Source organism: Pseudanabaena sp. UWO311, assembly GCF_006937785.1.
Classification (GTDB): domain Bacteria; phylum Cyanobacteriota; class Cyanobacteriia; order Pseudanabaenales; family Pseudanabaenaceae; genus Pseudanabaena.
Window position 1 is genome coordinate 93,889 of record NZ_SJEE01000009.1, and the last position, 14,398, is coordinate 108,286.

15 protein-coding genes and 1 tRNA gene are annotated in these 14,398 nt (G+C 41.6%); 10 read left to right on the forward strand and 6 right to left on the reverse strand.

Annotation, left to right across the window (positions count from 1 at the left end; translation table 11 throughout):
• Positions 1-41: 41 nt before the first annotated feature.
• Complete coding sequence (locus PseudUWO311_RS09430; RefSeq protein WP_142654999.1) at positions 42-779, forward strand: TVP38/TMEM64 family protein; 738 nt, start codon at positions 42-44, stop codon at positions 777-779.
• Between the two features lie 250 nt (positions 780-1,029).
• Here the strand turns inward: PseudUWO311_RS09430 and PseudUWO311_RS09435 are convergent, their stop codons facing one another.
• Positions 1,030-1,503 carry a phycocyanin gene (locus tag PseudUWO311_RS09435; protein WP_142655000.1) on the reverse strand — a complete coding sequence of 158 codons (474 nt, stop codon included), beginning with the start codon at positions 1,501-1,503 and terminating at the stop codon, positions 1,030-1,032.
• A gap of 458 nt (positions 1,504-1,961) precedes the next feature.
• Here PseudUWO311_RS09435 and PseudUWO311_RS09440 point away from each other — a divergent pair, with 458 nt between their 5' ends.
• Positions 1,962-2,972 carry an ATP-binding cassette domain-containing protein gene (locus tag PseudUWO311_RS09440; protein WP_142655001.1) on the forward strand — a complete coding sequence of 337 codons (1,011 nt, stop codon included), beginning with the start codon at positions 1,962-1,964 and terminating at the stop codon, positions 2,970-2,972.
• A gap of 284 nt (positions 2,973-3,256) precedes the next feature.
• Positions 3,257-4,843: a mechanosensitive ion channel gene (locus PseudUWO311_RS09445; RefSeq protein ID WP_142655002.1), complete on the forward strand. Its 1,587-nt coding sequence runs from the start codon at positions 3,257-3,259 to the stop codon at positions 4,841-4,843.
• 81 nt (positions 4,844-4,924) lie between these two features.
• Here PseudUWO311_RS09445 and PseudUWO311_RS09450 read toward each other — a convergent pair whose 3' ends face one another.
• Positions 4,925-5,881, reverse strand: coding sequence for a sugar phosphate nucleotidyltransferase (locus PseudUWO311_RS09450; protein ID WP_142655003.1), 957 nt, complete (start codon positions 5,879-5,881; stop codon positions 4,925-4,927).
• Between the two features lie 61 nt (positions 5,882-5,942).
• Here PseudUWO311_RS09450 and PseudUWO311_RS09455 point away from each other — a divergent pair, with 61 nt between their 5' ends.
• On the forward strand, positions 5,943-7,034 hold the full coding sequence (locus PseudUWO311_RS09455; protein WP_223807514.1) for an LCP family protein: 1,092 nt from the start codon (positions 5,943-5,945) through the stop codon (positions 7,032-7,034).
• Between the two features lie 39 nt (positions 7,035-7,073).
• On the opposite strand, the gene PseudUWO311_RS09460 is transcribed toward PseudUWO311_RS09455, so the two are convergent.
• A tRNA-Arg gene (locus PseudUWO311_RS09460) sits at positions 7,074-7,147 on the reverse strand.
• A gap of 193 nt (positions 7,148-7,340) precedes the next feature.
• Between PseudUWO311_RS09460 and PseudUWO311_RS23985 the strand changes: the two genes are divergently transcribed.
• Positions 7,341-7,478, forward strand: a complete 138-nt coding sequence (locus tag PseudUWO311_RS23985; protein WP_190303447.1) for a hypothetical protein — start codon at positions 7,341-7,343, stop codon at positions 7,476-7,478.
• A 68-nt stretch (positions 7,479-7,546) separates the two neighbouring features.
• Here PseudUWO311_RS23985 and PseudUWO311_RS09465 read toward each other — a convergent pair whose 3' ends face one another.
• From PseudUWO311_RS09465 to PseudUWO311_RS09475, 3 genes are read right to left on the reverse strand one after another with little or no spacing between them, the layout of a single operon-like run.
• Positions 7,547-7,762, reverse strand: coding sequence for a type II toxin-antitoxin system HicB family antitoxin (locus tag PseudUWO311_RS09465; RefSeq protein ID WP_142655004.1), 216 nt, complete (start codon positions 7,760-7,762; stop codon positions 7,547-7,549).
• The gene (locus tag PseudUWO311_RS09470) at positions 7,749-8,009 is read right to left on the reverse strand and encodes a type II toxin-antitoxin system HicA family toxin (protein WP_142655005.1); all 261 of its coding nucleotides are present in this window, start codon (positions 8,007-8,009) and stop codon (positions 7,749-7,751) included. Before PseudUWO311_RS09470 ends, PseudUWO311_RS09465 begins: the two co-directional genes overlap by 14 nt.
• Entirely contained in the window at positions 8,010-9,953 is a 1,944-nt protein-coding gene (locus PseudUWO311_RS09475; RefSeq protein ID WP_142655006.1) for a tetratricopeptide repeat protein, read from the reverse strand.
• Between the two features lie 219 nt (positions 9,954-10,172).
• On the opposite strand from PseudUWO311_RS09475, the gene PseudUWO311_RS09480 reads away from it, so the two are divergent.
• From PseudUWO311_RS09480 to PseudUWO311_RS09500, 5 genes are all read left to right on the forward strand, one after another.
• Positions 10,173-11,969, forward strand: coding sequence for a cation:proton antiporter (locus PseudUWO311_RS09480; RefSeq protein WP_142655007.1), 1,797 nt, complete (start codon positions 10,173-10,175; stop codon positions 11,967-11,969).
• A 34-nt stretch (positions 11,970-12,003) separates the two neighbouring features.
• Complete coding sequence (locus PseudUWO311_RS09485) at positions 12,004-12,453, forward strand: DUF29 domain-containing protein (RefSeq protein WP_142655008.1); 450 nt, start codon at positions 12,004-12,006, stop codon at positions 12,451-12,453.
• Positions 12,453-13,493: an S-layer homology domain-containing protein gene (locus PseudUWO311_RS09490; protein ID WP_142655009.1), complete on the forward strand. Its 1,041-nt coding sequence runs from the start codon at positions 12,453-12,455 to the stop codon at positions 13,491-13,493. Before PseudUWO311_RS09485 ends, PseudUWO311_RS09490 begins: the two co-directional genes overlap by 1 nt.
• A 185-nt stretch (positions 13,494-13,678) precedes the next feature.
• Entirely contained in the window at positions 13,679-13,972 is a 294-nt protein-coding gene (locus PseudUWO311_RS09495) for a hypothetical protein (protein WP_142655010.1), read from the forward strand.
• 148 nt (positions 13,973-14,120) lie between these two features.
• Positions 14,121-14,339, forward strand: a complete 219-nt coding sequence (locus tag PseudUWO311_RS09500) for a DUF2997 domain-containing protein (RefSeq protein ID WP_142655011.1) — start codon at positions 14,121-14,123, stop codon at positions 14,337-14,339.
• Positions 14,340-14,398: the final 59 nt, after the last annotated feature.

Below are 14,398 nucleotides of genomic sequence, written 5' to 3' on the forward strand. Positions count from 1 at the left end.
GTGAAGCAATAATTTAACTTGGAAAGCTACCAGAAGTATTTATGAAGCGATCGCGATTTAATACGTTAAGATTTTGGCTGAAAGTTATATTTCTTATAGCTTCAGTTCTTATATTGATAGCAGTTTTCCAGAAACTTAACATCAACGTTACAGTCAGTAATCTGCTTCAAAGTACTTTGCTTTGGGTCAAGATGCTTGGGGTAATGGGCGCGATCGCATTCATTGTTATTTATAATCTCGCAACGATTTTATTTGTGCCAGCATCAATTCTAACCTTAGGCGGTGGAGCGATATATGGAGTGATATGGGGATCAATTTATGTATTTGTTGCCGCAACTTTGGGTGCGATTTTTGCTTTTTTAATTGGTAGATATTTTGCGCGAGGCTGGGTTAGTGAAAAGCTTCGCAACAATAAAACTTTTCGAGCGATCGATGCGGCTGTAGCGATCGATGGATTCAAAATTGTTTTGCTGACAAGGCTATCACCAATTTTTCCTTTCAATATGCTTAATTATATTTTTGGTGTTACCCGTGTGGATTTAAAGGATTATATCCTAGGCTCAATCGGCATGATTCCCGCCACAATTATGTATGTTTACCTAGGTTCTCTCATTGGAGATGTGGCTTTATTGGGAATTCAAACGACTAGCATAGCTAGTAATCCACAAACTCAAATAGCTCAATGGGCTATTAAAATTGTTGGTTTAGGTGCAACTCTTGGTGTAACCATTCAATTTAGCCGCCTTGCTAATAAAATTCTTGCTAGTAAGCTGCCATAAAAGTCTCTGCGAGAATCTTTGTAATTCTAATTCTCGAAAGTTAAGTTATACCTTCGAGAATTAGAATTACACATCAAGTAATAATTTTACATTCTCATAATATAGCAATGTAAGAGATAGCTAGAGCAAATTAAAACCCAAAAGATGAGAGATGGCGCGTCGCGCCGTCTCTCATCTTTTGGGTTTTAAAACTTACATATCTATACTAACCTATTGCGAGAATTTGTATAACAACCATTTCCCAATCGGTCTACGAACCCTTCTGAAATGCAGATATAGTAACTTCAAAATATGGGTTGATTAAATTAAAACACTCTGGAGGAGCAATCTTTTTTGTTAGATCACGTAACAAACAATAGGCTACGGAAACCTCTTTGGAAATGCCATAGGAATGGATAATGTTAGCGTGCCAGTCAGTCAAGCTTTCGCGAAAAAACGTTTCGTCATCTCGCAATATAGAAAGTGCTACATATCGAAGATTAATAGACATATCGTATTTGCAAACACGCGAACTTTTTTGAACAAGTTCTGGATATTGCTGAGCTAGAAGACTTATTGATCGCATGACCAGTTCTTCTGATTGATCGCGCAATAAACTATAAGTTTTCACTCTCACTGGAAAACCACTAACAAACTTTTCTACATTTAATAGATCTTCATCGCTAAGATATGCCCGATCAATATCCCCACTTTTCTTATCTAAGGTGCTGTTAATTGTTAACATGATTTTTGTAATTACTACTCACAATAAATTTGATCTTTTTACTGAATTTTAGCTTAAAAAATTCCTGTCAAAAAACACTCCGTAAATTTTTAAAATCTTATAACTATATCCACATAAATTTCAAGAATGAAATCAATGTTAATGTAAGTAATATATTTTGACATTTATACTGGCTCCCCAGTCTAAAAATAGGCAGTACCACCCAAGAATTAGTGGTGTGGAGCTTCGCTCCACACCACTAATTCTTGGGTGGTAAGAGAGTAGCTTCAGACAACTTTGTTAATAAAATAAAACACTGAAAAATTGATTGAGTAACTTTGCCTTGACAATCAATTTTTCATGATCTAACCATGACTGGCTTTTGTGAAGCTCGTAGGAGAGATTGAGATTTTATTGCAGTTTGAAGAACTACACGGTTAAAATAGTTGATTAATAGAACGTAATATTTAGATAACTCCATGCAATCGGCAGTAAGAATTGAAAATCTCAGGAAAACTTATGGCGAGACCGTTGCCGTTGATGGAATTTCTCTAAATGTTATTCAGGGACAAATCTATGGATTATTAGGTCCAAATGGGGCAGGCAAAACTACGACAATGCGTTGCATTTGCACGCTGACTACGCCTGACTCTGGTTTGATCGAGGTAGCTGGGGCAAAGGATGTAAGGGCTATTCGCAATCGCCTAGGCTATGTTGCTCAAGAAGTAGCATTAGACAAAGTTTTGACAGGGCGAGAATTATTACAGTTTCAAGCCGCTTTGTATCACATTTCCCCAAAACAAATCGCCGATCGCATTGACAATGTCTTAGATTTATTGCAACTAGAGCCTTACGCCGATAAACTTTCGGGGACATATTCAGGTGGTTTAAAAAAGCGTTTAGATTTAGCTGCGGGTTTATTACATCAACCTTCAGTTCTAATTCTTGATGAGCCAACGGTAGGCTTAGATATTCAAAGTCGATTCGCGATTTGGGAGTTTCTACGCAAGCTCCGAGCGTCAGGCGTAACAGTATTAATTTCAAGTCATTACCTTGAAGAAATTGATGCCCTTGCCGATCGCGTAGCAATTATTGATAGGGGCAAAATTATTGCCGAAGGCACGACTGATGAACTAAAGACTAAAGTGGGAGGCGATCGCATTACGGTAAGAATTCGTGAGTTTGCGGATCGTCAAGATGCGGAACAGGCTAAAAGGATTTTGCAGCAGTTACCAATTGTGCAAAGCATCACAATTAATTCAGCTCAAGGTAATGCGGTTAATTTATTTGTGACCCCTGATGCTAATGCAATTAGCGAAATTCAAAATATGTTGGCTGCGGTTGATATTGAGGTATTTAGTTTGTCCCAGTCACGTCCTAGTCTTGACGATGTATTTCTAGCGGCTACGGGGCAAACTATTCTTGATGCCGAAATTGCCCAGTCAGAGATATTGACAGCAAATAAAGGTAAAAAGAAATCTAAAAAATAAAAACCGAAAAGAGATTAGCGGCGCTTTGCGCCGCTAATCTCTTTTCGGTTTGATAATTAGTAAAGTTTTCTATAGAAAATACAAGGGAAATCTTAACTATTGATAGCTATTTCATATTAATGACTGCGTTTAATATACGGTGTTAAGGATAAGTACCTCAGCATAATTAAAAACCTAGAGCCAAAAACTTTATCGCCCGCGCAGCAGGCGGTAAAGTTTTTAGGGTTTTATATTTAATTATGCTTAGATACTTAATCCTTAGTTCTTTACATTGAGGTTGCAGTATGCGCGAGTTGACTTCTTTCGTCTTGGCACAAGCCTCGACGACGAAGAGTTTTGCGGTCGAAGATTTACTTAAACCTGATGGAATCGTATTCCAGCTTGTCTTTGCGATCGCTATCTTAGTGGGTGGTTGGGTAATTGCCATATTTTTCTCTTCTATGACGGAAGGATTACTGAAAAGGACAGATGTTGATAACAAACTGTCGAATTGGTTAACAGGTTCTCGTAGTACTAGTCTGCCAATTGAGAAATGGGCAGGTATTACAGTTTTTTGGATCATCATCCTGTTCACTTTGGTAGGATTTTTCCAATTTCTGAGATTAGATGCAGTTGCGACTCCACTAAATAGTTTGCTAGCGCAAATTGCTTCATTCTTGCCGAAACTTGGCGGAGCCGCGATTATCGCAGGCATCGCATGGGTCTTAGCAACCATCAGTAAAGTCATTGTCGGACGTTATTTGCGATCGGCTCAAGTTGATACCAAGGTAAATGAGAGTGTTGGTGAATCAAATACTGAAGTGATGCCTCTTAGTGAGACTCTATCCTCGGCTTTATATTGGTTTATCCTGCTACTCTTTTTACCTCTAATTCTTGATACCCTTGGCTTGGTTCAAGCACTTCAGCCCATTCAAAATCTGGTCAATCAGGTCTTGAGCGCTCTACCAAAAATCCTCAAGGCGTTGATGATTGGTGGAATCGGCTGGTTGATTGCGCAAGTAGTAAAGCGAATTGTCACGAATCTCTTAGCTACTAGTGGTGCAGATCGGTTTCTTCAGCGTTGGACTCCCAGTCAAACTGAATATACTCTGTCTCAAGTTGTAGGGAACTTCATCTATGTATTGATTCTGATCCCCACAGCTATATCTACATTAGAAGCATTAGAAGTTGGTGCAATCTCTCGCCCTGCCACAGCAATGCTTGATCAAGTATTGCGCTTCTTACCTCAAGTTTTTGTTGCTAGTGCGATTCTCACGGTTGCCTATTTCCTTGGTCAATTTGCTAGAGACATTATTTCTGGAATTTTGACGGGCCTGGGCTTTAACAATATCTTGCAATGGTTAGGATTCTCGGCGATCGCATCAGCACCAACGGAATCACGTGTAAATGTAGATGATGACAATAGCTCCATCACTTCACTTCCACCACAAACACCTTCGCAAATCGTTGGCATCATCATTTTTCTAGCAATTATGCTAGTGGCGATCGCTACAGCCACCGATGTTTTACAGATTAATGCGCTCACCCGTATTGTCTTTGGAGTGCTGCTAGTAGCAGGTCAAGTTTTAAGCGGCGTAGTTATTTTTGCGATCGGCTTATACCTTGCTAATCTTGCGTTTAACTTGATTACGAGTACTGGCGGCCGTCAATCCCGAATCCTCGGTCATGCGGCTCGGATTTCGATTGTTGCTCTGATTACAGCAATGGCTCTCAAACAGATGGGTATCGCTAGTAATATTGTCGATCTCGCCTTTGGCTTATTAACTGGCGCAATTGCAGTTGCGATCGCAGTTGCCTTTGGTTTAGGTGGCAAAGATATTGCTTCTCAACAATTGCGTGAATGGCTAGAATCATTCAAACGGAACGACTAAAAAGCAAAAAAGATTCACTAAGTGAATCTTTTTTGCTTTTTAATTTATTTTTCAACTCTCCCTTTGGGAGAGTTTTTTTGTTTAAATTAACATTGAACCTGCGGCATATATGCCTGAAGCGATCGCCCGATTAACTAACGAATTTGCGCCAATTAAAGTTTGCGATGGAATTTGAGCATCTTTACCAATAGAAGCATCTTCTCCCACATAACAAGGCGCATTCAAAACTGCTCCCTCAGATATCTTAGCCGTTTTCGCGATCCAAATACCTTCACTTCTCTGCTCAACGCGATCGTCAAAATCATAGGCAACCTGACCTTCCAAAACATCAACTTGCGCTTGAAAATACTTCTCAGGTGTTCCCATATCCATCCAATAGCCATCCCATACAAATCCCATCATCTTTAATCCTCGTTCCAAAACATTGGGGAAAACTCTCCTTTCAAAGCTTAGAGGCTCACCCGTCGGATAGATGTCGAAAATCTTTGGTTCAAGAACATAGGTTCCTGCGTTAATTGTATCGATACCTTGAGCAAGAAATTCTACCGCTTGCTCTGCATTCGGTTTTTCACGAAAAGCTTGTACCTGACTTTGCTCATTAATTTCTACTAAGCCAAAAGGCGTAATGTCAGGAACTCTTGTCAAGGTCAAAGTTGCATCAGCTTGAGTTTCCTTATGAAACTTTATTAGCGCCGTCAAGTCTAAATTAGTAAGAATATCGGCATTGAACACGATCAATGACTCACCTGTGAAATATGGCTCTGCTAGCTTAATAGCGCCTGCGGTATCGAGAGGGGTTGACTCTTCGATATAGCGAATTTTCACCCCAAAGCGATCGCCGTCCCCAAAATAATCGATTACTTGTCGCGCTTGATACTGCACGTTTAGCAAAATGTCGCAGACACTAGCTTCACGACAACGATTGATCATCCACTCTAAAAATGGGCGATCAACTAGAGGTAGCATTGGCTTAGGACATCCATAGGTCAAGGGTCGGAGGCGTGTTCCTTTTCCACCAGCAATAATTACAGCTTGCATAGAGTTGTTGACTTGCGGTATATGTTGTTTGTTGAGCATTATAGAAGTTATGGAGTGGTGTGTGAGTAATAGACCGATAACTGCATCCAAAATTCGGTCAGCCGATACCACCAATCGGGCTGATTTGCCTATTAATTTACTAGAACCAGTGCAAATCGATGCAGTTCCCACAACTATTACTAAAACTATTACAAATATTAAGCGCATCCCCTTTGCAAAAATTGGGTTTACCTTATCCCTATTAGTTTCTATTGGCGCTGGTACTCTTTTAGGTCGGATCATCCCGATCAATGCTTTAGATTGGGGTGGTCTGTTGTCAGGACGCAAACCTGAAGAGGTCTTGATGGAGGGGTTAGGGCGCAAGTTAGACCGTCCCTATCAGATTTTGGTTATGGGTGTAGATCGAGTGCTTGATGCTCCCCTCGGCTCTCCAGCATCCTTTAATGGTCGTAGCGATAGTATGTTGCTAATTCGTCTCGATCCCATCGATCGCTCTGTGCAGATGCTATCCATCCCGCGCGATACGCAAGTGCCAATTCCAGGCTATGGGGTGACCAAAATTAATGCAGCGAATGTCTATGGTGGCTCTTCGCTAGCGCAAGAGGTAGTTTCTGAGAAACTTAATGGTGTTGAAATTGATCGCTATGTGCGTGTAGATACCTCTGGGCTATCAGCTTTAGTGGATGCCCTAGGCGGCATTGAGGTGAATGTACCAAAGCGAATGAAGTACAAGGACAATACTCAAAAGCTCAATATCGATCTTTATGCAGGTGTGCAGACGTTAAATGGGGAACAGGCTGAAGGATTCTCTAGATTTCGCCATGATGAAGAGGGAGATATCGGGCGGATTAAGCGACAACAGATTGTCTTGAAGGCTGTGAAGGCGAAAATTGCTAATCCTTCGGTGGTGCTGAATCTTCCTAATCTGATTAACGTCATGCAAAAACATGTGGACTCTAATCTCAGCTTTGACGAGATGATGGCGATCGCAACATTTAGTATGACTTTAAAACCTGACCAAATCCAAGCCACTAGTCTGAAAGGTAGACCCAGTGAGCCAAATGAGTTTCGCTTTAGTTATTGGATTGTGACTCCTGAAGATGTCGATCAGGCGATCGCAGATAAATTTACCACCAAACAAAAGCCTCAATAAAAAAAGCAGCGCCTAGCGCTGCTTTTTTGTTCTTTAGAACGGGCCAGGAGGGATTCGAACCCCCGACACCGTGGTCCGTAGCCACGTGCTCTAGTCCACTGAGCTACAAGCCCTTAACTCGCGAATCTAATGATAACACAGTGTGCAATCTTGACAAGCAAAAAATAAATTTTCTTTTTGCAAATAATGAAAACGCCGCTTTCATGATCTGGGTTAAGTATAATCAAATCAACTTAGCCTGCTGAAAATTATGGTTAGCATAGCGATCGCAGATCCATCAATCCCTCAAAAAATCTCTCTTGAGGAATGGGCGATCGCCTCACCGTCAGAAATATTGTGGTTTTTACTCAAGACTCACGCAAAATCTATGTTGCAGATGAGGCGATCGCATCTACAGTGCTTGAAGGCTTTATCATGTCTGTGAATAATTTGCTAGGTGTCTAGATGCCGCATAGTTCATCAAGATTTGCTTTAGCGTATTTTCCTTTTACCCTTTTCCTTTTTTCTTGATCTCAGGCGTACATCAACCGTCCTTTGGGTGTGGGAATGACTCTACCTAGCACTTTTGCAGTTTCTATCCATTCTTGAATGATGATTTCGGCATTGGCTACTGCTTCGGCATAGCTCTGTCCATCTGCCATACAACCTGCAAGTTCAGGAACTTCAACGATGAAGGCTTCATCTGCTTCACTCCAATAAACAATTAATTCGTATTTAATTGGTGTCATTTTCTTTGAGTTTATATCTGAGGATAGCATTTCTGATTTGTTTGACTTGGTAGGCTTTGGCTTTACCTTGCTTAGATTGTATATTGAGAATTTCGGGAATGTCGTCTTTGGAGAAAATATGATGGCTACCGTTGATTCTTTCACTAAAGCCCAACCGCTTTAAAAATTGACAGAGGGTGTCAAAATCAATACTGTTGTCGCTGCCACCATCAAGCAGTTTTTGTCTAAATTTTTCGTGTTTTCCCATTTATATCGCTTTCGTGTCTTTGAACATAATCTCATAATTTTGGCGGACTGTGACTGTATTGGGATGCTCAGAACCGAGGGCTTTTTCAAGAATTTGGATAGCTCGCAGATAGAGAGGTTCGGCTTCGCTGTAATTCCCTTGCGCTCGGTAAAGTTCTGCGAGATTGTTGAAACTGATGGCGATATCGGGATGATCTACTCCTAGTTGACGTTCCCTGATTTCGAGCGATCGCAGATAGAGAGGTTCGGCTTCGCTATACTTCCCTTGTGCTCGGTAAAGTTCTGCGAGATTGTTGAGTCTTTGGGCGACATCTGGATGGTCTGCTCCTAGTTGGCGTTCTTTGATTTCGAGCGATCGCAGATAGAAAGGTTCGGCTTCGCTGTACTTCCCTTGCGATTCGTAAAGTTCTGCGAGATTGTTGAGGATTATATGTACATGGGGAGGGGCTATGCCCTGTTCTTCTATGATTTCAAACAATCGAATGCTGAGAGATTCTGCTTCGCAATAAATCCCTTGCGAACGGTAAAATTCTGCGAGATTGTAAAGGCTTATGGTAAAAGAGGGACAGAAAATAATTGTGTATGATCCATCAGATTTTAGTTGCTGCCCTCTGATTTCGAGGGATCGCAGATAGAGGAGTTCGGCTTCGCTAAACTTTCCCTGAGATTTATAAAGGGCGGCAAGATTGTTGAGACTCCAGACGACTGGGTCAGGATGTACTTCTAGCTGTTGTTCTCTGATTTCAAGCGATCGCAGATAGAGCGGTTCTGCTTCGCTGTACTTCCCTTGTGATCGGTAACATTCTGCGAGATTATTCAGTCCGTTAGCGGAATGTTGCTTCCCTCTAATTTCGAGCGATCGCAGGTAGAGCGGTTCAGCTTCACTATACTTCCCTTGCACTAGGTAAATTCCTGCAAGAGTATTGAGGATTCGAGAAACAAATTCATGATCTGCACCATAAACTTGCTCCCAGATTTCGAGCCATCGCAAATAGAGAGGTTCGGCATTGCTGTACTTCCCTTGAGAATAGTAAATTAATGCGAGATTACTGAGTCTCTCGACAATAGAGTGTGGGTATGAATCTATTCGCTGTTCAGCGATTTCGAGCAATCGCAGATAGAGAGGTTCAGCTTCACGGTATTTACCTTGCGCACGATAAAGTTCTGCGAGCTTGTTGAGACTGGAGGCGAGAATGGCATGGTGTGTGCCTATCTGCCGCTCGAAAAGCTCCAAATCTTTTTGATGAAGTTTTTCAATTTTAGAATATGAAAATGAATTTACACCTAATAATTCTCTTTGGGCTCTGTCTATATCGCGCATAAGATTGTCTCGAAGAGGCGATTCAGGGTCTTGAGCGTTCAATTCATCCATTCGTTTTTGCAGTTCAACAGGAATTACAAATGGAGTTGGCGTTGGCAGTGGTTTACGCCGCTTCATGAGCAAAGTTCTCGGCTGGGAGAAGTCAAATACACCATTCCGCCAACTCCAAAAATCGGGAGCTTGTTTTGCTAGAGAATTAGCGATCGCTGGAGTTAGCCAGATCAAAATAGAAAACGTAAATTCTTGCCATGATTTCAAAGTCCCTTGCAAAGATGAAAAGAATTTTTCTTCAGTGGATTTTTGCTCATACAAGGGAATATTTGATAGTGTATCTGCCCCTATCACTGTAACCAACACAGGAGCATTTAACGAATTTAGCCCTGATTCTCTCTCTACTAAATCTAGCAAGCACTTACTCAGGCTAGGTTGCTGACTCGTGACACTGACGCGATGACAACTTACACCCTTAGCACTCAATTCCGTCTCATAATTAAAGATTATTTCATTACGAGAAATCTGATTATCACAGATAGCCACTAACAAGTTTAATTTCCCATGACTAGCTTGTACCGACTTGATCAACTGTCTTAAATCATTTTGGCTCTGACTATCTTGATCTTCCATGACAAATATCGCTTTATTGAGTAGTTTTTGTTTGAAAAAATCTATCGATATCGTATAAATAACATAATTGTAAAGATCACCTTGCGTAAACCTTGGAGCCTATCGCCCCAAACCACAAAGTTCGGCGATGAGCACATTGAAAAAGCTCTAAAGCCAAGCATTACTGATCAACTGAATCCAAGCTAAAGTATAAGTGGCAACGTTCTTTAGTTGGTTTCTGTGCAAGAAGATTTTCGGTTAATTGTCGATTTAGTAACTGTTCTTGCGGCTGCTTCCTTTGGCGGATTACTGGCGGCGGCGCTGCGATTACCAGTTTTGTTGGGTTACATCTTTGGCGGCATCGTCGTTGGTCCCACAGGTTTAGGGCTGATCAAAGAATTGATACAGGTAGAAACCCTCGCTCAGTTTGGGGTTGCTTTTTTGCTGTTTGCCCTCGGTGTTGAGTTTTCCCTCAAGCAATTAAATAAAGTGAGAGCGATCGCCCTTGGCGGTGGCACTTTACAAGTCTTGCTAACGATCGCCCTTACCACAGCTGTATCAGTATTTGTAGGATGGGTCGAGACACCAACCCAAGGAATCTTCTTAGGCGGGATTTTGTCACTATCATCAACGGCAGTAGTGCTGCGCAGCTTGATGGAAACCAATGCTACTGAGTCCGCACAGGGACAAGTGACGCTGGGTATGTTGATCATCCAAGATCTCGCATTGGGATTGATGTTGGCGGTCTTGCCTGCGCTAGATCATCCTGAGTCAGTGGGCATCGAAGTGATCAAAGCATTGTCAGTGACTGCTTTATTTGCTGGTGGCGCGATCGCCGCAGGAATCTGGGTGATTCCGCCGTTTTTGAGATGGGTAGCGAGTACCGAGAGTCGCGAATTATTTTTGTTAAGTGTGATTGTGCTGTGTTTAGGGATTGCGCTCCTAACTGAGTCTTTAGGCTTATCGATTGAAATGGGCGCATTCGTCGCAGGTTTGATGATTTCTGAGGTGGAGTACGCCGATCAAGCGCTCACCTATGTCGAACCTTTGCGGGATGTATTTGCCACTTTGTTTTTTGCCGCGATCGGGATGCTCATCGATCCTGTATTTCTGATTCAGAATTGGGAATTAATTCTCAGTCTGGTTGCGATCGTGATGATCGGTAAATTTTTAATCGTTGTGCCTTTAGTCAGTATTTTTCGATATCCCTTGCGCGTTGCTATTTTTGCGGGACTAGGTTTAGCCCAGATTGGAGAATTTTCGTTTGTACTCGCTAGTGAAGGACAGAAGCTAGGTTTGGTTTCGCGTCGAGTGTACTTACTGATTTTGGGGACAACTGCGGTAACGCTGGTGATTACACCGTTCTTGCTGAAGGCAACACCACAGATTTTAGAATTACTCGAAAAAGTGCCATTCCTGAAAGCTTGGATGAACAAGCTCGATATGCCCCAAGAGCTTTCCGCCAATGCCGAAATTAAGGATCATGTGGTGGTCTGCGGTTATGGTCGGATTGGGCAAGGGATTGTGACTTTGTTGCAGTCCAAGGGATATCCTGTATTGGTAATTGAGGATGCCGAGTCTAAGATAGAAATTCTGCGATCGCAAAATATCCCATATTTATACGGCAATTGCTCCAGCCCTTTTGTGCTTGAAAAAGCAGAAATAGACCATGCGCGATCGATGTTAATTGCCATCTCTGACCCGATCGCCACTAGATTGGCAGTGCAGAGAGCAATATCAATTTCTCCAGTAATTGATATTGTCGTCAGAGCGGAAAAAGATGCTGATATCGATACGCTATACCAACTTGGAGCCAAGGAAGTTGTTCATCCTACCTTTGAGGCAAGCTTAGAGCTAACTACACATTTACTGCTATGTCTGGGCGAAAGCACTCAAGATATTCAGGCAGAAATTATTGCTGTGCGAAGTAGCCGTTATGCTAATTTCCGCCCTGAAATTGCCTGTGTATTGCCTGTGGTTGTGCCGTTGTTGCCTCCTACCACCAATCTTGTTGAGATTGATGGCAATGCTTCCTGAACTAACAGCTAAAAAACACAAATAAAGAAATGCTATGAACACAGGACTATACGAGACAGATTTTTATGGCTGGACATTGGAGCAGTCCAAGCTTCTGTCCTTAGGACATTTAGATAGCTTGGATTTGTTGAATTTGGTTGAGGAAATAGGGGCTTTGGGTAAGCAAAAGCAGCAAGAATTATCGAATCGATTGGGTGTATTGATTGGACATCTTTTGAAATGGCAGTATCAACCCACAAAGCGATCTCGCAACTGGCAGGTCACAATTCAGTTGCAAAGAGAAGAAATTCTAGATCTGTTAGCAGATAACCCTAGCTTAAAATCTTACTTAGAAAAAGCCCTGCTTAAGGGATATCGCTTAGGATTAGCGCTAATTTTAGCGGAAACCCCAATCAAGAAAAGTATCTTGCCCAATGAATGTCCTTATAGCCTTGAGCAGTTGCTTGACTTGAGTTTTCCTGATGATATTGGTGTGGAATTTTGATGAAGTTCAAATCTCGGTTAATTGCTAAAACTTTCAATTTTTTGCTGCTCGGTCTTACCACTTATTTCCTCACGGCTTGCCAAGGTTCAAATATTGGCAGCTCATTGGAAAATGCGATCGCTCCCGCTAGTCCATCTTCTTCTGATGCGATCGCAGAAAAGCCAAATCAACCGACCCCACTTGCCACAACTCCTATCAGCTCAAGCCCAGTTTCAAACCCTGAACCCAAACCAACTAATTTTCCTACTAGTTCCGTTAATTCTGTTAATAGCGATCTCTTATCTACGCAAATGAAAGCGATCGCTCTACAGTCCTTGCCCAAGGAGTCAACCTCAGAGAAAAAATCACTCAAAGAACTTTTCTCTATAAACTTTACGAATTCTCAGCCTCAAATTGGTGAATTTAATGATCTAGAAACAGCACCTGCTCCTCTCAAAGCCTGGATTAAGGACTTAAACAGATTAGGAACGATCACTCCGAAAATAGGGCAAGAGTTTAGACCAAATATATTAGTTGCACGTCGCGAATATGCGCGATGGCTATTAGAAACCAATAATCGACTTTATAAAAATCAACCTAGCCGCCAAATTCGACTTGCTCAACCAACCGATAGCGCCAGCTTCCCTGATATTCCCCCAAGCCATCCTGATTTTGCAGTTATTCAGGGTTTAGCTAATGCAGGACTAATCGGTGGCACAGGCGATCCCTTTCGTCCCAATGATCCCCTATTGCGTGAAGAACTTGTACAGTGGAAGATTCCACTTGATCTCAGACAACCTTTGCCCACTGCCACAGTAGAGACTATTAGTCAATCATGGGGATTTAAAGATAGCGATCGCATTAGTGAAAAAGCTCTAAGTGCAATCTTTGCTGATGCTCAACTGCGCGATATTTCTAACATTCGTCGCAGCTTTGGATTTACGACATTATTGCAACCACAAAAGCCCGTCACCCGTGCCGAGGGAGCCGCTTCGCTTTGGTATTTTGGCACTGCGGTAGATGGCATATCCGTTGCTAAGGCTTTAGAACTTGACAAATAAGTATTAATCAGCTCATCACAATTAAAAAAACAGAACCAAAATCTTCACTGCCCGCTGCGCGGACAGTGAAGATTTTGGGGTTTTATATTTAATTGTGCTTAGCTACTTATCAAAGTGGGTATGATCGTAGAGCAACCAGAGACGACTACTTTTATAAATATTTACTGCAATTTAAAAATTAGAGCATGAAAAAATTACTCCTTCTTACACTTGCAAGTTCAGTTTTGCTTTGTGACATATCTCTTGCCGCACAAACGAGACAGTCGAATACAGCTCAGCAAAACAGCAATACTTTAATCGCCAAAAGTCCTACTGCAAACAAATTTGATGCCTTCATGAAAGCTGGATATAGCGCATATAACAAAAAGGATTACAAGACTGCCTTAACTAACTTTCAAAATGCGTTATCCCTTCGCCCCAAAAATGTGTATGCCACCAAAGCTATCCAAAATACTGAAAAACGTATTGCTGGAAAGTAAAAGCTGATTTCACCAAAAAACTAAAAGCAGAGGAGGTGCAAAGCACCTTCTTTTTTTATGGTCTTCTCTAAATTTCATGATGTGCAATTTTGGATATAGAGACGCTAGAATATTAGTAATTGTTATTGTTGAGAAAAATTCATACATTATGTCGCAGTATCAACGTATCGAGTACTTAATCGGGAAAGATGGAAAAATCGTTGAACGAGCGATTGATATATCTGGCAGCGAATGCGTGTCAATCACTGCCGAAATAGAGTCGAATTTAGGGAAAGTCGAAACTCGCCAATTATTACCTAATTATTACGAGACATCTGAACAAAATCTTGACTGTAATGTGATGGAGCAAGTTCAGTTCGATCAATAAACCTAAGTTTCTATAGATACGTTTGCTATTTAGGTCTTATTAACAAACCTAGTATTTTC